The organism is Cellulomonas shaoxiangyii, from assembly GCF_004798685.1.
GTDB lineage: Bacteria > Actinomycetota > Actinomycetes > Actinomycetales > Cellulomonadaceae > Cellulomonas > Cellulomonas shaoxiangyii.
In genome coordinates this window covers 2793118-2813914 of record NZ_CP039291.1, presented here as the reverse complement: position 1 = coordinate 2813914, position 20797 = coordinate 2793118, and the positions used below count along the sequence as shown (strand labels likewise).

Annotated in this window: 18 protein-coding genes; 15 read left to right on the top strand and 3 right to left on the bottom strand. The window is 76.1% G+C overall.

Translation table 11 applies throughout. The annotated features are described in order from the left end of the window. The first annotated feature begins 42 nt into the window (after positions 1–42). The 8 genes from atpA (at position 43) to E5225_RS12630 (ending at position 7667) form a co-directional block, all read left to right on the top strand. Complete coding sequence (gene atpA / locus E5225_RS12665; protein WP_135974192.1) at positions 43–1671, top strand: F0F1 ATP synthase subunit alpha; 1629 nt, start codon at positions 43–45, stop codon at positions 1669–1671. A 1-nt stretch (position 1672) separates the two neighbouring features. Beyond that, positions 1673–2569: a F0F1 ATP synthase subunit gamma gene (locus E5225_RS12660; protein ID WP_135974191.1), complete on the top strand. Its 897-nt coding sequence runs from the start codon at positions 1673–1675 to the stop codon at positions 2567–2569. 78 nt (positions 2570–2647) lie between these two features. Then, positions 2648–4129, top strand: coding sequence for a F0F1 ATP synthase subunit beta (atpD, locus tag E5225_RS12655; RefSeq protein ID WP_135974190.1), 1482 nt, complete (start codon positions 2648–2650; stop codon positions 4127–4129). A gap of 44 nt (positions 4130–4173) precedes the next feature. Continuing rightward, positions 4174–4458 carry a F0F1 ATP synthase subunit epsilon gene (locus E5225_RS12650; protein WP_135974189.1) on the top strand — a complete coding sequence of 95 codons (285 nt, stop codon included), beginning with the start codon at positions 4174–4176 and terminating at the stop codon, positions 4456–4458. A 23-nt stretch (positions 4459–4481) separates the two neighbouring features. Then, on the top strand, positions 4482–4916 hold the full coding sequence (locus tag E5225_RS12645) for a DUF2550 family protein (protein ID WP_166435994.1): 435 nt from the start codon (positions 4482–4484) through the stop codon (positions 4914–4916). A 96-nt stretch (positions 4917–5012) separates the two neighbouring features. Then, positions 5013–5708, top strand: coding sequence for an endonuclease NucS (gene nucS / locus E5225_RS12640; RefSeq protein WP_135974187.1), 696 nt, complete (start codon positions 5013–5015; stop codon positions 5706–5708). Between the two features lie 88 nt (positions 5709–5796). Further along, positions 5797–6378 (top strand): DUF1990 family protein, encoded by a 582-nt coding sequence (locus E5225_RS12635; RefSeq protein WP_135974186.1) that lies wholly within the window; start codon positions 5797–5799, stop codon positions 6376–6378. A gap of 62 nt (positions 6379–6440) precedes the next feature. Next, positions 6441–7667, top strand: coding sequence for an N-acetylglucosamine-6-phosphate deacetylase (locus E5225_RS12630; RefSeq protein WP_135974201.1), 1227 nt, complete (start codon positions 6441–6443; stop codon positions 7665–7667). Between the two features lie 64 nt (positions 7668–7731). On the opposite strand, the gene E5225_RS12625 is transcribed toward E5225_RS12630, so the two are convergent. Further along, positions 7732–8739, bottom strand: coding sequence for a LacI family DNA-binding transcriptional regulator (locus E5225_RS12625; RefSeq protein ID WP_135974185.1), 1008 nt, complete (start codon positions 8737–8739; stop codon positions 7732–7734). A 261-nt stretch (positions 8740–9000) separates the two neighbouring features. Here E5225_RS12625 and E5225_RS12620 point away from each other — a divergent pair, with 261 nt between their 5' ends. The 5 genes from E5225_RS12620 (at position 9001) to E5225_RS12600 (ending at position 14746) form a co-directional block, all read left to right on the top strand. Beyond that, positions 9001–11022, top strand: coding sequence for a beta-galactosidase (locus E5225_RS12620; RefSeq protein WP_135974184.1), 2022 nt, complete (start codon positions 9001–9003; stop codon positions 11020–11022). A 162-nt stretch (positions 11023–11184) separates the two neighbouring features. Beyond that, entirely contained in the window at positions 11185–12633 is a 1449-nt protein-coding gene (locus tag E5225_RS12615) for a GH1 family beta-glucosidase (RefSeq protein ID WP_135974183.1), read from the top strand. Positions 12634–12735: 102 nt separating this feature from the next. Beyond that, complete coding sequence (locus E5225_RS12610; RefSeq protein ID WP_135974182.1) at positions 12736–13038, top strand: hypothetical protein; 303 nt, start codon at positions 12736–12738, stop codon at positions 13036–13038. After that, positions 13035–13904, top strand: a complete 870-nt coding sequence (locus tag E5225_RS12605; protein WP_135974181.1) for an HAD family hydrolase — start codon at positions 13035–13037, stop codon at positions 13902–13904. Before E5225_RS12610 ends, E5225_RS12605 begins: the two co-directional genes overlap by 4 nt. 92 nt (positions 13905–13996) lie before the next feature. Then, entirely contained in the window at positions 13997–14746 is a 750-nt protein-coding gene (locus tag E5225_RS12600) for an alpha/beta hydrolase (RefSeq protein ID WP_135974180.1), read from the top strand. Positions 14747–14782: 36 nt separating this feature from the next. On the opposite strand, the gene E5225_RS12595 is transcribed toward E5225_RS12600, so the two are convergent. Then, positions 14783–15244, bottom strand: a complete 462-nt coding sequence (locus E5225_RS12595; protein ID WP_136225448.1) for a hypothetical protein — start codon at positions 15242–15244, stop codon at positions 14783–14785. Between the two features lie 6 nt (positions 15245–15250). Next, positions 15251–17425 (bottom strand): hypothetical protein, encoded by a 2175-nt coding sequence (locus E5225_RS12590; protein ID WP_243738424.1) that lies wholly within the window; start codon positions 17423–17425, stop codon positions 15251–15253. Positions 17426–17701: 276 nt separating this feature from the next. Between E5225_RS12590 and E5225_RS12585 the strand changes: the two genes are divergently transcribed. Together E5225_RS12585 and E5225_RS12580 are read left to right on the top strand one after the other, a co-directional pair. Next, positions 17702–19663 (top strand): hypothetical protein, encoded by a 1962-nt coding sequence (locus E5225_RS12585; protein ID WP_136225446.1) that lies wholly within the window; start codon positions 17702–17704, stop codon positions 19661–19663. After that, positions 19660–20679 carry a DUF8094 domain-containing protein gene (locus tag E5225_RS12580; RefSeq protein ID WP_208012655.1) on the top strand — a complete coding sequence of 340 codons (1020 nt, stop codon included), beginning with the start codon at positions 19660–19662 and terminating at the stop codon, positions 20677–20679. Before E5225_RS12585 ends, E5225_RS12580 begins: the two co-directional genes overlap by 4 nt. Positions 20680–20797 lie beyond the last annotated feature (118 nt).

The window sequence follows — 20797 nt, the reverse complement described above, 5'->3', positions numbered from 1 at the left end:
ACACCGCACGCCCGCCGCGTGCGTCAGATTGAGGAGAACGTCATGGCAGAGCTGACGATCCGGCCGGAGGACATCCGCGCCGCGCTGGACAGCTTCGTGAAGTCGTACGAGCCGACGGGGGCCGCGGCCGAGGAGGTCGGGCGCGTGTCGTTCGCCGCCGACGGCATCGCCCGCGTCGAGGGCCTGCCCGGTGCGATGGCCAACGAGCTGCTGAAGTTCGAGGACGGCACGCTCGGCCTGGCGCTCAACCTCGACGTGCGCGAGATCGGCGTCGTCGTGCTCGGTGAGTTCACGGGCATCGAGGAGGGCCAGGAGGTCCGCCGCACCGGCGAGGTGCTGTCGGTCGCCGTCGGTGACGGCTACCTCGGCCGCGTCGTCGACCCGCTGGGCGAGCCGATCGACGGCCTCGGTGCCATCGAGACCGAGGCCCGGCGTGCCCTCGAGCTGCAGGCTCCCGGCGTCATGGCCCGCAAGTCGGTGCACGAGCCGCTGCAGACCGGCATCAAGGCCATCGACTCGATGATCCCGATCGGGCGCGGTCAGCGTCAGCTCGTCATCGGCGACCGCCAGACCGGCAAGACGGCGATCGCGATCGACACGATCATCAACCAGAAGGCGAACTGGGAGTCCGGCGACCCGACGAAGCAGGTGCGCTGCATCTACGTCGCGATCGGCCAGAAGGGCTCGACGATCGCCTCGGTGCGCAGCGCCCTCGAGGAGGCCGGCGCGCTCGAGTACACGACCATCGTCGCGGCTCCCGCGTCCGACCCGGCCGGCTTCAAGTACCTCGCCCCGTACACCGGCTCGGCCATCGGCCAGCACTGGATGTACGGCGGCAAGCACGTCCTCATCGTCTTCGACGACCTGTCCAAGCAGGCCGAGGCCTACCGTGCCGTGTCGCTGCTGCTGCGCCGCCCGCCGGGCCGCGAGGCCTACCCCGGCGACGTGTTCTACCTGCACTCCCGCCTGCTCGAGCGCTGTGCGAAGCTCTCCGACGCGCTGGGCGGCGGCTCGATGACCGGCCTGCCGTTCATCGAGACGAAGGCGAACGACGTCTCGGCGTACATCCCGACGAACGTCATCTCCATCACCGACGGGCAGATCTTCCTCCAGTCGGACCTGTTCAACGCCGACCAGCGTCCCGCGGTCGACGTCGGCATCTCCGTCTCCCGCGTCGGCGGCGCCGCGCAGGTCAAGGCGATGAAGTCGGTCTCCGGCACGCTGAAGCTGGACCTCGCGCAGTACCGCTCCCTCGAGGCGTTCGCGATGTTCGCGTCCGACCTCGACGCGGCCTCGCGCGCCCAGCTCACGCGTGGCGCCCGCCTCATGGAGCTGCTCAAGCAGGGCCAGTACCAGCCGTTCCCGGTCGAGGACCAGGTGGCGTCGATCTGGGCCGGCACCAAGGGCAAGCTCGACGACGTGCCCGTGGCGGACGTGCGGCGGTTCGAGTCGGAGATGCTCGAGCACCTGCGCCGCAACACGGACGTGCTGACGACCATCGGGTCGACGGGCAAGCTCGACGACGCGACCGTCGAGGCGCTCGGCGCCGCGATCGACGACTTCCGGATGAGCTTCCTCACCGCGGACGGTTCCCCGCTCGTCGGCAAGGCCGACGAGGACGCGGACGTGGACGTCGAGCAGGAGCAGATCGTCCGCCAGAAGCGAGGCTGACGTGGCAGGTACCCAGCGGGTCTACAAGGCGCGGATCAAGAGCACGCAGTCGCTCAAGAAGATGTTCCGCGCCCAGGAGCTCATCGCGGCCTCGCGCATCGGCAAGGCGCGCGACCGGGTGAGCATGGCGACGCCGTACTCGCGCGCGATCACGCGCGCCGTGTCGGCCGTCGCCACCCACTCGGACGTGTCGCACCCGTTCCTCGTCCAGCGCGAGGACACGAAGCGGGTCGCGGTGCTGCTCATCGCGTCGGACCGCGGCATGGCGGGCGCCTACTCGGCGAGCGTCATCCGCGAGACGGAGCGCCTCGTGCAGCGCCTCGAGTCGGAGGGCAAGCAGGTCGCCCTGTACGTCTCGGGCCGGCGCGCGGTCGCGTACTACACGTTCCGCCAGCGCGAGCTGGCGGGCCAGTGGACCGGGTTCTCCGACGCCCCCACGCCCGAGGTGGCCGACGAGATCGCCGACGCGCTGCTGGAGGCGTTCCAGGGCGAGCCGGGGGACGGCGGCGTCGGCGAGGTCCACCTCGTCTACACGCGGTTCGTCAACATGGTGACGCAGCGCCCGACCGTCGTGCGGATGCTGCCGCTCGAGGTCGTCGAGGGCGTCACGGCGCCGAGCGAGAACGACGCGCTCCCGCTGTACGAGTTCGAGCCCAGCCCGGAGGAGGTGCTGGACGCGCTGCTGCCGCGGTACGTCCGCACCCGCATCTACGCGAACCTGCTGCAGGCCGCGGCCTCCGAGCTCGCCGCCCGGCAGCGAGCCATGCACACCGCGACGGAGAACGCCGAGGACCTGATCCGCATCTACACGCGACTGGCCAACCAGGCGCGCCAGGGTGAGATCACGCAGGAGATCAGCGAGATCGTCTCCGGTGCCGACGCGCTCGCGTCGGCCTGAGCGACGCCGACCTCACCCGACCGCACACCGATTCCATCCGGGCGACGGACCCGCCCGGACGAGCGAAGCGAGGCAGACATGACCGCCACCACCGTCGACGCGACGGCCGCGAACGCCCGCACGCCCGGCGTCGGCCGGGTCGCGCGGGTCATCGGGCCCGTCGTGGACATCGAGTTCCCGCCGGACCAGATCCCCGAGATCTACAACGCGCTCGAGGTCGACATCGACCTCTCGGCGCAGGGTGAGGCCGAGGGCGCCTTCACCATGACGCTCGAGGTCGAGCAGCACCTGGGCGACTCGCTCGTGCGTGCGATCGCCCTGAAGCCGACCGACGGCCTCGTGCGCGGCGTGGCCGTGCGCGACACCGGCGCGCCCATCTCGGTGCCCGTCGGCGACGTCACCAAGGGCCGCGTCTTCAACGTGATCGGCGAGGTGCTCAACCTCGCCGAGGGCGAGAAGCTCGAGATCACCGAGCGCTGGCCGATCCACCGCAAGCCCCCGGCCTTCGACCAGCTCGAGTCGAAGACGCAGATGTTCGAGACGGGCATCAAGGTCATCGACCTGCTCACCCCGTACGTCCAGGGCGGGAAGATCGGCCTGTTCGGCGGCGCCGGGGTCGGCAAGACCGTCCTGATCCAGGAGATGATCCAGCGCGTCGCGCAGAACCACGGCGGCGTGTCGGTGTTCGCCGGCGTCGGCGAGCGCACGCGTGAGGGCAACGACCTGATCGTCGAGATGGAGGAGGCGGGCGTCTTCGACAAGACGGCCCTCGTCTTCGGCCAGATGGACGAGCCGCCGGGCACGCGACTGCGCGTGGCCCTGTCCGCCCTGACGATGGCGGAGTACTTCCGCGACGTGCAGAAGCAGGACGTGCTGCTGTTCATCGACAACATCTTCCGGTTCACGCAGGCCGGCTCCGAGGTGTCGACGCTGCTCGGTCGCATGCCGTCCGCGGTCGGCTACCAGCCCAACCTCGCGGACGAGATGGGCCTCCTCCAGGAGCGCATCACCTCCACGCGCGGGCACTCGATCACCTCGCTGCAGGCGATCTACGTGCCGGCCGACGACTACACCGACCCGGCCCCGGCCACGACGTTCGCGCACCTCGACGCGACGACCGAGCTCTCCCGCGAGATCGCGTCGCGCGGTCTGTACCCGGCCGTCGACCCGCTGGCCTCGTCGTCGCGCATCCTCGACCCGCGGTACGTCGGCCAGGACCACTACGACGTCGCCACGCGCGTGAAGTCGATCCTGCAGCGCAACAAGGAGCTGCAGGACATCATCGCGATCCTCGGCGTGGACGAGCTGTCGGAGGAGGACAAGACGGTCGTCGCACGTGCGCGCCGCATCCAGCAGTTCCTCTCGCAGAACACGTACATGGCCGAGAAGTTCACGGGCGTCGTCGGCTCGACGGTTCCCGTCGCCGAGACGGTCGAGGCGTTCAAGCGGATCGCCGACGGCGAGTTCGACCACATCTCCGAGCAGGCGTTCTTCAATATCGGTGGCCTCGAGGACCTCGAGCGCAACTGGGCCCGGATCCAGAAGGAGTACGGCGTCTGACGCCTGCGGGCGCGGGACGACGTACTGACGGCGAAGGGAGCACAGTGGCACAGCTCGAGGTGGACCTCGTGGCGGCGGACGGCAAGATCTGGTCCGGCCCCGCGCGGCAGGTGTCGGCCCCCGCGGCCGACGGCGATATCGGCATCCTCGCCGGTCACACGCCGATCCTGTCCGTGCTGCGCGCGGGTCAGGTGCGCGTCGTGCCCGCCGACGGCGGCGCGCCGCTGCAGTGGCACGTGGACGGCGGGTTCCTGTCCGTCGACTCCGACCAGGTGACGGTGGTCGTCGACGCGGTGACCGAGGGGTCCCGCTCGACGACCGCCCACTGACACGACAGACGCAGGAGGGCGGCGTGAGCGGTGCGGCATGGGCCGTCGTCGTGGGCGTCGCCCTCCTGCTCGTCCTCGTGGCGGCGCTGTGGGGCTCCCGCACCACGGCGCTCCGCCGGCGCGTGGGGTCGTTCGCGTGCGCGCGGTCCGAGGGGCGCGACGGCCCCTGGTCCCGCGGCGTCGCCCAGTACGGCGCGACGCGCCTGTACTGGTGGCGGCGGGCGTCCCTGCTGCCGCGCGCCGCGTGCGTGTGGACCAGGGGCGGGATCGTGGTGCTCGAGCGGGAGATCGTGAGGGTCGACGACGCGCCGACCGGCGTGGTCGTCGCCCGCTGCCAGGTCACGCGCGAGCGGCACGGCGCGCCGTACGAGGTGCACCTGCGCATGTCGACCGAGGCGTACGCCGGCTTGACGTCGTGGCTCGAGGCGACGCCCTCGCGGGTCGGCACGATCATCTGACCCCGTCGGCGTCGGGCTCGCAGCCCGCCCGACGACGCGGCCCGACGACGCGACCCGACGACGCGACCCCGACGACGAAGGACGAGTGAGCCCACCATGCGCCTGGTCGTCGCCGACTGCGCCGCCCGCTACACCGGCCGACTGTCGGCCCACCTGCCGCGCGCGACGCGCCTGCTGGTGGTCAAGGCCGACGGGTCGGTGCTGCTGCACTCCGACGGCGGCTCGTACAAGCCGCTGAACTGGATGAGCCCGCCCTGCTCGACGGCTGTGACCGAGCCCGACGCGGAGCAGGCGGCCGCGGGGGTGACGCAGGTCTGGACGGTGCAGCACGCGAAGTCCGACGACCGGCTCGTGGTCGAGCTGTACGGCGTCCAGCACGACTCCACGCACGAGCTCGGGGTCGACCCCGGGCTCGTGAAGGACGGCGTGGAGGCGCACCTGCAGGAGCTGCTGGCCGCGCAGATCGCGCTGCTGGGCAGCGGCCACGTGCTGGTCCGCCGGGAGTACCCGACGGCCATCGGGCCGGTCGACATCCTGGCGAAGGCGCCGGACGGCGGCACCGTGGCCGTCGAGATCAAGCGGCGCGGCGACATCGACGGCGTCGAGCAGCTCACGCGCTACCTCGACCTGCTCAACCGCGACCCGCTGCTGACGCCCGTGCGCGGGGTGTTCGCCGCGCAGGAGATCAAGCCGCAGGCCCGCGTGCTCGCGAAGGACCGCGGCATCGCCTGCCTCCTGCTCGACTACGACGCCATGCGCGGCGTGGACGACGTCGACTCGCGCCTGTTCTGACGGGCCGCGCCGCCCGCGCGAGGACCCTCACCCGCGGGTCGCACCGGGACGGGACGGCCGACGTGGCGACGGACGGAGGGCGAGGACCATGGACGACGACACGCTGACGTACACCCCGGTGGGCGTCACGCGGACGCGCGCCGGTGCGGGCGACGGGTGGCGGCGCGCGGGGGTGGGCGGGACCTACCGCGTGCTCGCCGTCCGCCACCGCGTCGTCCGGGGCGGGAGCGAGGGCGACCGCGCGGCGCTCGCCGCGGACCTGCGCGCCTGGCGCGTCCACCGCACCGCCGGGGTCGGCATCGAGGCCACCGGCCCTGCCGCACCGGGCGTGCGCGTCGTCTCGGTCCTCGGCGTCGGGCGGGTCGCGATGCGCGGTCCGTGCCGTGTGCTCTGGGCGGACGACGAGGGCTTCGGCTACGGCACGCTGCCCGGCCACCCGGTGGCGGGCGAGGAGGCGTTCCGCATCACGCGCGACGCGGCCGGCGACGTCTGGCTCGAGGTGGAGGCCTACAGCCGGCCGGTGCTGGTGTGGGCACGGCTCGCGGGTCCGCTCCTGCGGGTGGCGCAGCGTGCGTACGTCCGCAACCTCGCGCGTGCGGCGCGCAGCCTGCACCGGCGGCGCGCCGGCCGCGGTACCGGGGGCGCCACCGGTGGGACGATGCCCGCGTGAGCGGACCCGCACGCCCCGGTCGAGCCCGCGCCGCCGCGTCCCCCGGGGCCCGGGCCGAGGCGCTGCCCCGGGCGCTGCGCGGCCGTGTCGTCACGCCGGCCGGCGTGCTGGACGACGGCGCGGTCCTCGTCGACGGCGCGACGATCGCCTGGGTCGGGCCCGCCGACGCCACGCCGGGCGGTCCGCCCGCCCCGCCGGGCGGGCCGGTGCGCACGCTGCTGCCGGGGCTCGTGGACCTGCACTGCCACGGCGGCGGCGGCGCCGGGTTCCCGGACGCGCTGGACGCCGACGACGTCCTGCGGGCCGCCGAGGAGCACCTGCGGCACGGCACCACGTCGCTCGTCGCGTCGCTCGTCACGGCACCGCGCGACGTGCTGGTGGCGCGCACGGCCCTGCTCGCCGACGCGGTGGACGCCGGGGTCCTGGCCGGCATCCACCTCGAGGGGCCGTTCCTCTCGGCGGCGCGCCGCGGTGCGCAGAGCCCGGCCGACATGCTGCCGGGCGACCCGGACCTGGTGCGGGAGATCGCCGCGGCGGCCCGCGGGCACCTCGTGACGATGACCGTGGCGCCCGAGGTGCCGGGGGTCGCCGACGGCACGGACGACGTCGTGGCCGCGCTCGTGGCCGTGGGGGCGGTGCCGTCGGTTGGGCACACCGACGCGTCGGCGGAGGTCACCGAGTCGGCGGTCGAGCGCGTGTTCGACCTGCTCGCCGCGACCCCGGGCGCGCGCTCGGTGCGCCCGACCGCGACGCACCTGTTCAACGGCATGCGCCCGCTGCACCACCGCGACCCGGGACCGGTCGCGGCGTGCCTGGCCGCGGCGGCCGGGGGACGGCTCGTCGTCGAGCTGGTCGCCGACGGCACGCACCTCGACCCGGTGACGGTGCGCACGGTGCTCGAGCTCGTCGGTGCGGACGCCGTCGCGCTCGTCACCGACGCGATGGCGGCGGCCGGCATGCCCGACGGCGAGTACCGCCTGGGCCCGCTCGCCGTGCGCGTCGTCGACGGCGTCGCGCGCACGGTCGACGGCGACGGCACGCCGGACGCGATCGCGGGCGGCGTCGCGCACCTGATCGACGTCGTCCGGCACGTCGTCGCCGCCGGCGTGCCGCTCGTGGACGCCGTCCGTGCCGCCGCCACGACGCCGGCGACCGTGCTCGGCCGCGACGACGTGGGGGCGCTGGTGGCGGGCCGGCGCGCCGACCTCGTGGTCGCGACGCACGACCTGCGGCCGGTCGCCGTCGCGCGGGCCGGGCGCTGGGTCGCGGGCGCCCCGGCCGGCGTCTGAGGCGGGTCGGCCCACGGCGCGTCAGCCCATGGCGGGTCAGCCCGCGGCGATCGCCCGCGGCGTGTCAGCCCGGGGCGGCGGCCGTGCTCGCGCGCTCGACGAGCACGGGGGTGAGCAGCCGCGTCTCCGCGGGCTGGTCGGCCTCGATGCGGGCCGTCGCCATCTCGACGGCCACCTTGCCGATGGTGTGCGCGGGGATGTCGACGCTGGTCAGGGGGAGCGGCTGGTTGGTCGCGACGTCGGCCGGGCAGACCGCCACGACCGACACGTCGTCCGGGACGCGCCGGCCGCGCTCGCGCAGCGTCGCGACGACCCAGGGGAGCGCGACCTCGTTGTGCACGACGAGGCCCGTGACGTCCGGCAGCCGCTCGAGCACGCGGTCGACGGACGCGACGGCACCCGCCATGTCGGACTCGCAGGGCTCGAACACGCCCTCCAGGCCGGCGTCCGCCACCTCCTGCGTGAAGCCGCGCAGCATGCGCTCCGCGTACGACGTGTGCCGCTCGAGCACCGCACGCGGCGAGCCGAGGAGCGCGACGCGGCGGTGGCCGAGGCGCGCGAGGTGGCGCACCGCCAGCCGGCCCGCGGCCTCGAAGTCGAGGTCGACGCACGACAGGCCCGCGGGGTCGCGGGGGAGGCCGATGAGCACGGCGGGCTGGCGCAGCCCCACGAGCACGGGCACGCGCGGGTCGTCGGCCTCGATGTCCATCATGACCAGCGCGTCGACCATGGACCTGGAGGCCACCCGCTCCAGGCCCGCGACCTCGTCGGCCGTCAGGAGGAGGACGTCGTGGTCGTACGCGCGGGCGGCGGTCACCACGCCGGTGACGAACTGCATGATGACGTTGACGTTGACGTCGACGCGCAGGGGAGCCATGAGCGCGAGCACGTTGGTGCGGCTCGACGCCAGGGCACGGGCGCCGGCGTGCGGGCGGTAGCCGAGGTCCCGCACGGCCCGCTCGACGCGCTGGCGCGTGGGGGCCGAGATGGGTCGCTTGCCGGACAGGACGTAGGACACGGTCGAGGTGGACACCCCCGCCGCGCGCGCCACGTCGTCGATCGTCGTCGCCACGGTGCTCCGTTCGTCACGTGCTGCGCCCCGAGGGCTCGCGCGCGCGCCTCGTGACGGCGCTCACCCTAGCGCGTGGCCGTCAGCCGGCCCGTCAGGCCGGCACCGGCGCGGCGGTGGCGAAGCGCTTCACCGCTGACGTCTCGGCATCGGCGCAGGCGGGGGTGTTGACGGGCCGTCTGGATCGATATCGTGATCGATCGTGCGTCGACTCGCTTCGACGACCGCCGCACCCCCGCCCGCCCGCGTCCGAGGAGACGTCGCGTGACCGCCACGAACCCCCGCCCCGACCTGGGTGCGCTGACGGCGCACGCGGGCCTGCTCTACGGCGCCGACTGGAACCCCGAGCAGTGGCCCCCCGACGTCTGGCGCGAGGACGTCGCGCTCATGCGCGCCGCCGGGGTCAACCTGGTCACCGTGGGCGTCTTCTCGTGGGCCCAGCTCGAGCCGCGCCCCGGCCGGTACGACCTCGACTGGCTCGACCGCGTGCTCGACCTCGCCCACGAGCACGACGTCCTGGTCGACCTCGCGACCCCGACGGCGTCCCCGCCCGCGTGGCTCGGGGCGCTGTGGCCGGGCACGCGCCCGGTGACGGCGGACGGCGTGCGCCTGTCGCACGGCTCGCGCAACCACTTCTGCCCCTCGTCGCCGCAGTACCGCGAGCGGGCGCTGCAGGTCGCGCGGGTGCTGGCGGACCGGTACGCCGACCACCCGGCCGTGGGCATGTGGCACGTCGGCAACGAGTACGGGCAGGTCTGCTGGTGCGAGCAGTGCGCGCAGGCGTTCCGCGCCTGGCTGCGGACCCGGTACGGCAGCCTCGACGAGCTGAACCGCGCGTGGGGCACGACGTTCTGGAGCCAGCGCTACGACGAGTGGTCGCAGGTGGTGCCGCCGCGCGCCGCGCCGTACCTGATCAACCCGACCCAGAACCTCGACCACCGCCGGTTCGCGTCGGACCTCCTGCTCGACCTGTACCGCGAGCAGCGGGACCTGCTCCGTGCCGCGGCGCCGGACGTGCCCGTCACGACGAACCTCATGGGCTTCCACGCGCCGACCGACTACTGGCGCTGGGCGCCGGAGGTCGACGTCGTGGCGGACGACGTCTACGGCGACCCGGCCGACCCTGCCTCGCCGGTGCGGCTCGCGCTCACGCACGACCTCGCGCGCGGCCTCGCCGGCGGTGCCCCGTGGATGGTCATGGAGCAGGCCGCCGGCGCGGTGAACTGGCGTGCCCACAACGTGCCGAAGACGGCCGCGCAGATGCGCCTCGACTCGCTGCGCGCGGTCGCGCGCGGCGCCGACGGCTCCTGCTTCTTCCAGTGGCGGGCCTCGGTGTTCGGCGCCGAGCGGTTCCACTCGGGTCTCGTGCCGCACGCCGGGCCCGACACGGTGCTGCACCGGGCGGTGGCCGCGCACGGCGCCGAGCTGCGCCGGCTGCGGGCGGTGGCGGGCACCCGCGTGCCCGCGCGCACCGCGCTCGTCTTCGACTGGTCCAGCTGGTGGGCGGCCGAGGAGCCGGCACAGCCGTCCGACCGGCTGCGCGTGCTGCCACAGCTCCTGGCCTACTACGAGCCCCTGTGGCGCGCGGGTGTCGCGGTCGACGTCGTGCCCCCGGGTGCGGACCTGTCCGGCTACGACCTGGTCGTCGCCCCGCAGCTGTACCTGCTCGACGACGCCCACGTCGCCGGGCTGCGCGCAGTGGTGGAGCGGGGCGGCGTGCTGCTGCTCGGGCCGTTCTCGGGCGTCGCGGACCGGGACGGGCACGTGCGCACCGGGCGCTTCCCCGTGCCGTTCGCCGACCTCGTCGGCGGCTCCGGCGAGGAGTACGTGCCGCTGGCCGACGCCGGCGTGCCGGTGCGTTCGGCGCTGCTCGGCGACCACGTCGTGCGCGACTGGGCGGAGCGCGTGCGGGTGGACGACGGGGAGGCCGTCGCCACGGTCGCCGGCGGCGACCTCGACGGCTGCGCCGCGGTGGTGCGCCGGCGGCACCCGAGCGGCGGGGAGGGCTGGTACGTCGCCTCGACCCCGCCCCCGGACGTCGTGGCGGGCGTCGTGGCGGCGTGCGTCGCCGCGGCCGGCGTGACCGGGCCCGCCGGCGTGGCCGGTGAGAAGGACGTCGAGCTCGTGCGCCGCGGCGACGTCACGTTCTGCCTGAACGCGGCCGACGGGGAGCGTGCCGTGGTGCTCGACGGCGCGTGGCACGACCTGCTGACCGGCACGGACGTCGCCGGCCGGGTGTCCCTCGCCCCGCACGGCGTGCTGGCCCTGACCGCGAGGACCCCCTGAGGTCCACGCGGTCGTGGGACGCTCGTCCCGAAAACGCCCACGAGGCGTGCCCGGGCGCGCGAGAGCGATCCCACGACGTGTATCGTATCGATTCGACCCGCGCGGCACCGAGGCCGCGACGCACCGGGGCCCCCGCCCCGGACCGAGCTCGAAGGGCCCGTCATGATCAGCACCACCCGGCCGTCCGGCCGCCCGTTCCCCGCGGACTTCCTCTGGGGCTCCGCCACCGCGTCCTACCAGGTCGAGGGTGCGGCGCAGGAGGGTGGGCGCGGCCCGTCCATCTGGGACACGTTCTCGCGCACGCCCGGCAAGGTCCTCAACGGCGACACCGGTGACGTCGCCGTCGACCACTACCACCGGCTCGAGCAGGACGTCGCGATCATGGCCGACCTCGGCCTCGAGGCGTACCGCTTCTCCGTCGCGTGGCCGCGCATCCAGCCGACGGGCACGGGCGAGCCGAACGCGGAGGGCCTCGCCTTCTACGCCGAGCTCGTCGACCGCCTCGTCGCCGCCGGCATCAAGCCGGTCGTCACGCTCTACCACTGGGACCTCCCGCAGGCCCTGGAGGACGCGGGCGGCTGGACCAACCGCCGGACGGCATACCACTTCGAGGAGTACGCACGCATCGTCGCGCGGGCCCTCGGCGACAAGGTCCACCTGTGGACCACGCTGAACGAGCCGTGGTGCTCCTCCTTCCTCGGCTACGGGTCCGGCGTGCACGCCCCCGGCGTGCAGGACGCCGCTGCCGCGCTCGCGGCCGTGCACCACCTCAACCTCGCGCACGGCCTCGCCGCGCGCGCCGTCCGGGAGGAGCTCGGCGCCGGGACGCCGGTCTCCGTGACGCTCAACCTCCACGTCACCCGCGCCGCGACCGACGCCCCCGAGGACGTCGACGCCAAGGACCAGATCGACATGATCGCCAACGAGGTGTTCGTCGGCCCGATGCTCCGCGGCGCCTACCCCGAGCGCGTCTTCGCCGACACCGCGTCGATCAGCGACTGGTCGTTCGTGCAGGACGGCGACCTCGAGATCATCCACCAGCCCCTCACCGTGCTGGGCGTCAACTACTACTCGACGGGCCGCGTGCGGCGCGGGACCCCGCCGAAGGGCGACGGCACGCCCGGCCCGGACGGGCACCGCTCGTCCGAGGTCAGCGCGTGGGTGGGGGCCGACCGCGTCGAGTGGCTCCCGCAGCCGGGCCCGCACACCGCGATGGGCTGGAACATCGAGCCCCAGGGGCTCGTCGACCTGCTGCTCGAGCTGCACGAGCGGTTCCCGGGCCTGCCGCTCGCGGTCACGGAGAACGGCGCCGCCTTCTACGACACGGTGACCGAGGACGGCCGCGTGCACGACGCCGACCGCGTCGCGTACCTGCACGACCACATCGACGCCGTCGGTGAGGCCATGGACAAGGGCGTCGACGTCGGCGGCTACTTCGTCTGGTCGCTGTTCGACAACTTCGAGTGGGCGTACGGCTACGACCGCCGCTTCGGCGTCGTCCACGTGGACTACGACACCCAGGTCCGCACCGTCAAGGACTCGGGCCGCTGGTACCGCGAGCTCGTGCGTACGCGCGTCATCCCGACGCAGGAGTCCGCCGCGACGCTCTGAGCGGCCCACCGGCGCGGCGGCCGGGCACCGGGGCGGAATGCCGTGGTGCCCGGCCGCGGTCGTGCGGGGCGCCGGACGGCGCGCCCGCGGGAGGATGGGTCCGTGCCCCGCAGCCGCCGCTCCCTCCGCCGCCCGTACGGCACCGAGCCGCCACCGCTGGACGTCGAGCGCGCCACGGGCGGGCGGCGCGCGGAGAGCGCGCCCGACGGCGAGTGGGTCGTGCAGAGCGTCCGGGGCTCCGACCGCGCGTACCGCTGCCCGGGCTGCGACCAGGTCGTCGCGCCCGGCACGGCGCACGTCGTCGCGTGGCGCACCGACGTCTGGCGCGACGGCGTCGAGGAGCGCCGGCACTGGCACGCCGCGTGCTGGCAGGCCCGGGGCCGGCGCGGCCCGACGCGCCGATGACGACGCCGCCGCGCACCGCACCGCGGATCGTCGCCAGCGACCTCGACGGGACGCTGCTCGCACCGGACGGCACGGTCTCCGCGCGGACGGTCGCGGCCCTCGCGGCCTGCGCGGACGCCGGCGTCGTCGTGGTGTTCGTGACCGCACGGCCGCACCGCTGGCTCGTCGAGCTGGCCCCGCACGTCGCCGGGCACGGGGTCGCGATCTGCGCCAACGGCGCCTCGGTCGTGGACGTCGGCGCACAACGCGTCCTCGAGCAGCACGGCATGGACCGCGACCGGGTGGCGGCCGTCGCCGCACGGCTGCGCGCGGTGTGGGGGGCCGACGTGCACCTCGCCGCCGAGAGCGCGCGGGGCTTCGCGGCCGAGCGCGCCTTCGTGTCCGCGCACGAGCGGCCGGCCGGCAGCCCGGTCGCCGCACGCATCGAGGACGTCGCGGACCCCACGACCCTCAAGCTGCTCGTCCGCGTGCGTGGTGCCGTCCCGGCCGCAGGCCCGGACGGGTTCGTCGCGGCGCTGCAGGAGGCCGTCGGCGACCTGGCGCACGTGTCCACCTCGGTGTCCGGCACGGGTACCGAGGCACTCGGCGAGATCGCCGCGCCGGGCGTCACCAAGGCCGCGACGCTCGCGCGGTGGGCCGCCCGCCAGGACGTGCCCGCGGACGACGTCTGGGCCGTCGGCGACGCCCCCAACGACCTGCCGATGCTCACGTGGGCCGGCCGGTCGTTCGCGGTCGCCAACGCGCACCCGCACGTGCGGGCCGTCGTCGACGAGGTGGTGCCGTCGAACGCGGACGACGGGGTCGCGCACGTGCTCGAGCGTGCGGCCGGGCTCGCCCGGCGGGTGGCCGCGGGCCGCGCTCGCTAGTGTCGAACCGGCACGCCGGAACGACGTCATCGCACGTCAGCGCACCCGCGCACGGGCCGGCGCGCCGGGTCCCGCGACACCCGAGGAGCACCATGACCATCCCGATCGTCCTGCTGCACGGCTTCCCGCTCGACCACCGCATGTGGGACGACGTCGTCGCCCAGCTGTCGTCCGGCCGGACCGTGCTCGCGCCCGACCTGCCCGGGCCCGCGGAGTCGCTCGACGGCGTCGAGCCGACGCTCGACGCGGCCGCCGACCGCGTCGCGGACGCGGTCCGCGCCGCCGGGGCCGAGCAGGCCGTCGTGGCGGGCCTGTCGATGGGGGGCTACGTCGCCCTGGCGCTGCTCGAGCGGCACCCCGACCTCGTCGCTGGCCTCGCCCTCGTCGACACGAAGTCCACGGCGGACGCGCCCGACGCCCGGGCGAAGCGCCTCGACGTCGCGGCGCGCGTCGAGGAGTCCGGCTCCGTCGACGCCGTGCGCGGCATGGTGGACACGGTGCTCGGGGAGACGACCCGCACCGCGCACCCCGAGCTCGTGCAGCGGGTGAGGGCGTGGATCGACGAGCAGCCGCCCGCGCGCGTCGCGTGGAGCCAGCGCGCGATGGCGGCCCGCCCCGACCGCACCGAGGTGCTGCGCCGGTTCGCGGGCCCGGTCGTGGTGGTCGTCGGCGACGAGGACCAGGTGACCGGGGTCGACGCCGCGCAGGACCTGGCGAAGACCGCGGGCGGTGCGCCCCTCGTCGTGGTGCCGCGCGCCGGCCACCTCACCGCCGTGGAGGACCCGGCCTGCGTCGCGGCGGCGCTCGCCGAGCTCGCGCAGCGGGTCGACGCGGGCGCCTGAGGCAGGACCGGCGCGGACGACCGGGCGTCGGAGAAGTCAGACCTCGCCCGTCAGGACGCGCCGGAGCGCGTCCGCCAGGTCGATGGACTCGCCGTCCTTGCCCCCGGCGCCGATCACGAGCGGCGGGTCCTGCGGCGTCGGCTGCACGCCGCGGAAGCGCGCCGCCAGGCTGCCGGGCGCCGTGAGGACGTAGAAGGCGCCGTCGGTGTCGATGCCGACGGTCTCGTCCCGCCGCAGGTACCAGCCCTGCAGCGGCGTGCGGTAGCGCGCGCGGCCGTCGTAGCTGCGCACGTGCAGGGGGACGGGCGCGGGCCCGCCGGCGCGGACGCCGTCGAGGAACTCCTCGATCAGCGCCCGGGCGCGGGCGGCCTCCGCGCGCTGCCGCGCGGCGAGCGCCTCGGCGTGCGCCGCCGCGGCCTCACGGCGCCGGTCGCGCCAGCTCGCCGCCGAGCCGGCGTCGTCCGCGGCGTGGTCCCCGGGTCCCGTCGTGCCGGACACGCCGGGTCAGTGCGAGCCGGCCGAGGCGTCGCGCGGCGCGTCGCCGGCGGCCGGGGCGTCGTCGGTGCCGGTCGTCTCCGCCGGCTCGCGGTCCCCGACGCGCGACGAGCCCGCGACGGCCGGCGACGGGACGATGGGGACGGCCGCCGACACGGGTGCCGGTCGCGCCTTCGACGCACGCACGGGGCGGGCCGGCCGCGAGGGCGCGGTCGCCGGGGCCGGGCCGCCGGTACGCGACGGGGTGTCGCCGTGCGCCTCGCCGGCGTGCCGCTCCGCGCCCTCCTGCTCCTGCGCCCGGGCCTGCTCCGCCTGCTCGCGTGCGAACGCCGCCTCGATCCGCCCGGCCTGCTCGATCGCCGCCCGGTCGGGGTTCGTGCCGAGCAGGTCGCGCAGCTCGTCGAGGTACGACGTGATGGACTCGCGCTGACGGTGCAGGTCCTCGACCTGCCGGGCGGCCGTCGTGCGCTCGCGCTCCGACTCGCCGAGCGCGTCCGACAGCGACTTCTCCGCGTGCTCGCGCGCCTCCGCGACGACGCGGTCGGCGTTGCGGCGCGCGTTCGCGACGAGATCGGCGGCCTGCTTCTCGGCGTCGACGCGCACGCGCTCCGCGTGCGCCAGGGCCTTCGCGACCCGCTCCTCCGCCTCCGCGGCGTGCGCCTCGGCGTCGGCGACGAGCCGCTCGGTCTCGGCGCGTGCGGCGTCGTGGCGGTCGGCGTCCTGCTGCTCCGCGATCTCGTGCTGCGACGCGATGGCCAGCTCCGCGTCCGCCAGCTGCTGCTCGGCGGTGCGGACGAGCTCGTCGGCGCGCGCCCGTGCGTGCGACGTCGCCTCGCCGATCGCTCGCCGGGCCTCCGTCTGCAGGCGCTCGACCTCGAGCCGCGTGCGCTCGCGCAGCTCCGTGGCCTCGCGCTCGGCCGTACCGCGCAGCTCGCCCGTCTCGCGCGCGGTCGTCGCGGCCAGCTCCTCCGCCTCGCGCAGCGTCGTCTCGCGCAGGTGCGCCGTCTCGTGCTGCGCGCGCGCACGCAGCTCCGCGGTCTCGCGGTCCGCCAGGGCGCGCAGCTGTGCGGCGTACTGCTCGGACTCCGTGCGCAGCGTGGCGACGGCGTCCTCGGCCTCCGCGCGCATGCGCGCGACCTCGTCACCCGTCGCCGCGCGCAGCTCGCCTGCCTCGCGCTCGGCCGTGGCGCGCACGTGCGCGGCGTACTGCTCGGCCTCCGTGCGCAGTGCCGTGACCTCGGCCGTGACGCGCTGCTGCAGCGCCGTGGCGTCGCGCTCGGCGGCGCCGCGGGTGGCGTCGGCGTACTCGGCGGCCGCGGCGCGCAGCGCGGTGGTCTCCTCGGCGGCGCCCTGGCGCCACGCGGCGACCTCGGCGTTCGTCTCCGAGCGCACGCGGGCGGCGTACCGGTCGGCGTCGGCGCGCAGCTGGGCGGCCTCCGCCTCGGTGCGCTGGCGCAGCTCGGTGGTGTCGCGGTCGGCGTCCTGGCGCAGGTCCTGCGCGTAGCGCTCGGCCTCCGTGCGCTCCGCCGTGGTCTCCGCCTCGGTGCGGCTGCGCAGCTCGGAGGCGGTGCGCTCCGTCGCGATCCGCAGCTGGGTCGCCTCGTTCTCGACGCGCGCCCGCAGCGTGCCGAGCTCCCGCTCGAGCGACGTGCGGCGCTCGCTCTCCTCGGTCGTGATGGCGCTCTGGATCCGAGCCGCCTCCCGCTCCGCCGAGCCGACGAGCTCCTCGGCCCGGCGCTGGGCCGCGAGCAGCGAGCTCTCGGCCTCCGCGGCGGCCGTCGTGCGGACCTCGTCCGCCTCGCGGCGCGCCGTGGCGAGCAGCTCGGCGACCTCGCTCTCCGCGCGTGCCCGCAGCTGGCCGGCGGCGAGCTTGGCCCGCGCCAGGGCGTCCGCGGCCTGCGCGTTGGCCTGGGAGACGACGTCCGACGACTGCTCCTCCGCGGACCGCAGCAGCTGCTCGATCCGCGAGCCCAGTCCCGCGTACGTGGGCCGGTCCGCCTCCCGCAGCTGGCGCTGCGCCTCCGAGAGCTCGCCGGCCACCTGCAGCTTCTGGGCGTCCAGCGCCTCCACCCGGGACCGGGCCTCGGCGAGCGCCTGCTCGAGGGACGTGATGGCCTGGTCGACCGCCTCGCGGTCGTAGCCACGGAAGCTGACGACGGGGAACGTGGGCCGGGCATCGGGCACGAGGGCATCCTCCAGGGTGGGGGCCCGGCGGTCGCAGGTGGCCGAGGGCGTCCTCGGCGGGCCGGTGCTCCGGGGCCAGGATACGCGCGCGCGGCCCCGTGACCAGGGCCGTCCTGGTGCCTTCCACCGACCGGTCGGGGTCGTGGAGGGCGTGCGACGAGGCGGTGCACAGGCTGCGCGGAGTGGGTGGTGACAGGGGTGCCGGAGTGCTCCCGGTTCGCATCCTGCGGTGGACCCGCGCCTATCCTGGACCGTCCGCCGTCGAGAGGAACCTGTGTGATCAAGCGACTTCTGGTCGCCCTGGTCGGCGTCGTCGGCGTCGTGGTCATCGGCCTCGGCGTCGCGTCGGCGACCGTCTGGCGTGCCGATGACGTCCTCGTCGCGACCGTCTCCGCTGACGAGCACATCCTGGTCACCGACCCCGGTGTGCTCGAGCTCGCGGCCACGGAGGTGACCGTCACCGTCGAGGCGGAGGACGACCAACCCGTCGTCCTCGCCGTCGGGCGGGACACCGACGTGACCGGGTGGGTCGGCACCGACGCGCACCAGCGCGTCACGGGGCTGTCGGGCTGGCACGAGCTGGCCGTCGAGGACGTCCCCGCACCGACGCCGTCGGACGCGGCCCCGTCCGACCCTGCCGCCACCGACGCGGCCGCCCCCGCCGACCCGGCCGCGACCGACGCGCCCGCGGAGGAGCCGGCGGCCGACGCGGCCCCGGTACCCGTGCCCGACCCGACCGGGTCCGACCTCTGGGTCGCCGAGGCGTCCGGCGCCGGGTCCGCCGAGCTCACGTGGACGGCGCAGCCCGGCCGCTGGAGCGTCCTGGCGGTCGGCACCGGAGAGGCCCCGCTGCAGCTGTCGCTCGCGTGGCCCCAGGTGGTGACGACGCCGTGGCTCGTGCCGTGCGTCGTCGTGGGCTCGCTGCTCCTCCTCATCTCCCTCGCCCTGCTCGCGCGCGGCCTCCTGCGCGGCCGGCGGCGTCCGGAGCAGGACTGGACGCCCGTGCTCACCGGGCCCCTGCCCGTCGTCGACGCCGACGGGGTGCCCGTCCAGCTCACGCGGCGGCAGATGCGGGAGCAGCAGGCGCGGGGCGCCGACGCCGGCGTCCGCGCCGGCCGCGACGAGTCCACGCCCGCCGGCGACGTCACGCACGCGTCGACCGGTGCGCGCCAGGCAGTCGGCCCCTCCGCCCGGGACGCGGACGCGACCGCCACCACCACGCTGCCCGTCGCGACGTCCGCCGGCCCCGGCGCCCCGCTCGGCCGCACCGCCGGCCCGGGGGCGGCGTCCGCCTCCCGCCCCGGCTCCGGGCTGTCCGGCTCCGCGCCGTCGGGCTCCGCACCGTCAGGATCCGCACCCACGGGATCCGCACCCGCGGGCTCGTCGCCGACGCGCACTCCGCCCGCCGCTGCGCCGGCTGCCGGCGGCTCGGCCCCTCGCGGTGCCGGCGCCACGCCGCCCGCGCGCACCGGACCCCCGTCGGGCGCCGCGCCGACCGGCGCGCCCGCGCCCGCGCGATCCGCCGCCCGCCCGCCCGGCTCGGCCGCTGCACCCCCGGCCGGCTCCGCCACCGGTCGCCCCGGCGCGCCGAGCGCGTGGTCGCGCGGGGGTCCGGACGCTCCGGCCGCATCAGGCCCGCACCCCGCGTCCGGTGCGCCGGCCGCGCGGGCCGGGGAGGCGGCCGGTGCGCGTCCCGCGTGGCTCGGGACCGGCTCCGCCGGCCCGGCCCGGCCCGGCGCGCCCGGGGCCCACTCCGGCGGGCCGTCGTCCGCCGCGTCGGCGCCGGGTTCCCGCCCGGCCTCGGGTCCCGTGCCTCCTCCCACCACCGCGTCGCCGTCGGCGCGGCTGCCCGCCGGCCCGCCGCGGCCCGGCGCGCCCGGCGGACCGTCGCGCGCCGGCGCCGGGCAGCAGCCTCAGGGCTGGACGCCCGTGCCCCCGCCGCCCGGGGCCGTCGTGCGCTCGGCGCAGGGCGGCACGCACCCCGACGTGGCGGCGCGTCCCGACCCCCGGGGCCGCGGGGGAGCCGGCGCCGCGACGCCCGCTCCCACGGGTCACGGCGCGCCGGGACCGGGCGCGTCCGCCGCCCGCCCGGCGTGGCTGCGGGACGCCGCACCCGGCACCGGCCCGGCGGCGCCGGACGCGTCGGGCGGATCGCGTGGTGACGCGTGGCGCCGCGCGTGGGGCCTGCCACCGCTGCCCGCCGACGAGGAGCCGACCGACCGCGAGGAGGACCGATGACCCGCGACACCCGCACCCCCCGGACGACGCGCCGGGTCGCCCGGACCGCCGTCGCTGCGGCCGCCACGCTCGCGCTCGCCGGGTGTGCCGCCCCGCTGCCCGAGCCGGCGCCCGAGCCCGCCGGTGCCGTGCCGCCGCCCGCGGTGAGCGTGGACCAGACGCAGCGTGTCCTGGCGTCGCTGGGCGACGTCCTCACCCACGCGGACGCCACGAAGGACCCCGCCGGGCTGCCGGACCGTCTGGTCGGCCCGGCGCTGGCCACGCGCACGGCCGAGTACGTGTGGGCGAACGCGACCGGCGGCGCACGCCAGCCCACGGCGCTGCCGCTCGACGAGCAGGCGCTCGTCGTCCCCGAGACCGCGACGTGGCCCCGCACCCAGCTCGTGGTCTCGGAGCAGCCGGACGACCTGCAGGCGCCGCGGGTCCTCGTGCTGCAGCAGGCCTCGCCCCGCGAGCCGTACAAGCTGTGGGGCTGGGCGCGCCTGCTCCAGGGCGTGCAGATGCCGCCGACCGCCGCCCCCGAGGAGGGCAGCCCCGAGCTGCCTGCCGACGCGGAGGGCCTCGTCGTGCCGCCGGCAGAGGTCGGGGCGCGCTACGCCGACGTGCTGACGAACGGCGACGCGTCCGAGCACGCGCCGACGTTCGCGCTCGACAGCTTCCGTGCCGCCGTCGAGAAGGCCCGGGCGGACACGACCGCGGCGCTGCAGGACGCCGCGACGCTGGCCGAGACCTACGTGGCCGCCGACGCACCCGTCGTCACGCTCGGGACGGTGGACGGCGGCGCCCTCGTCGTGACCGAGATGACCACCACGTCGACGGTGAGCGTCACGTCGGCCGGCGGCACCATCGCGATCGAGCCGTTCTACGCCGCGCTCGCCGGCACGACGTCGGCCGGCACGAGCTTCAGCCGGGTGTTCACGGACGTGCTGGTGGTGTACGTGCCGCCCGCGGACAGCGGCGCGCAGGCGCAGGTCCTCGCCGCCGAGCACACCGTCACCTCCGCCTCCGCCCAGTGACGTCCGCGCCGGGCCCCGCAGTCGAGCGGGGCCCGGCGCGCAACGCGGTCGTGCGCCCGTACGACCCCGGCTGTCCGCGACACTGGTGCCGAGACCCCCGACGACCCGACCCGAGGAG

Bases quoted from the DNA above. Each gene is read 5' to 3' on its own strand.
- E5225_RS12635 (WP_135974186.1), top strand. From the start codon at position 5,797: ATGGACGACGACACGCTGACGTACACCCCGGTGGGCGTCACGCGGACG.
- E5225_RS12580 (WP_208012655.1), top strand. From the start codon at position 19,660: ATGACCCGCGACACCCGCACCCCCCGGACGACGCGCCGGGTCGCCCGG.
- E5225_RS12615 (WP_135974183.1), top strand. From the start codon at position 11,185: ATGATCAGCACCACCCGGCCGTCCGGCCGCCCGTTCCCCGCGGACTTC.
- nucS (WP_135974187.1), top strand. From the start codon at position 5,013: ATGCGCCTGGTCGTCGCCGACTGCGCCGCCCGCTACACCGGCCGACTG.
- atpA (WP_135974192.1), top strand. From the start codon at position 43: ATGGCAGAGCTGACGATCCGGCCGGAGGACATCCGCGCCGCGCTGGAC.
- atpD (WP_135974190.1), top strand. From the start codon at position 2,648: ATGACCGCCACCACCGTCGACGCGACGGCCGCGAACGCCCGCACGCCC.
- E5225_RS12605 (WP_135974181.1), top strand. From the start codon at position 13,035: ATGACGACGCCGCCGCGCACCGCACCGCGGATCGTCGCCAGCGACCTC.
- E5225_RS12600 (WP_135974180.1), top strand. From the start codon at position 13,997: ATGACCATCCCGATCGTCCTGCTGCACGGCTTCCCGCTCGACCACCGC.